General features: G+C 70.3%; 1 pseudogene. It reads left to right on the top strand.

Annotation, left to right across the window (positions count from 1 at the left end):
- Positions 1-89 precede the first annotated feature (89 nt).
- Positions 90-249, top strand: a pseudogene (locus tag AC0IY1_RS25485) (MarR family transcriptional regulator); the annotation flags it as partial.

Here is a 249-nt window from a genome sequence, read left to right as displayed (position 1 = left end):
GTCGCAGGCTTGACGGGTCGCGTCGGGGCGGGAACATGTCAACATCGCTGACGTACATCGCGGTCCCCCGAGACGTGACTGCCCACGCGATGCGAGCTGCCGACGCCGAGGCGCCGCGGCCGTCCTCCGGCTCCGGCGATGACCTCATCGAGCTCCTGGTCTTCGCCTACCGGGATTTCGTCGGGGACCCCGACCGTATCCTGGCCCAGTACGGGGTCGGCCGGGCCCACCACCGGGTGCTGCACTTCG

This window comes from Methylobacterium sp. AC690, assembly GCF_979256535.1.
This window is presented reverse-complemented; position numbering and strand designations above follow the sequence as displayed.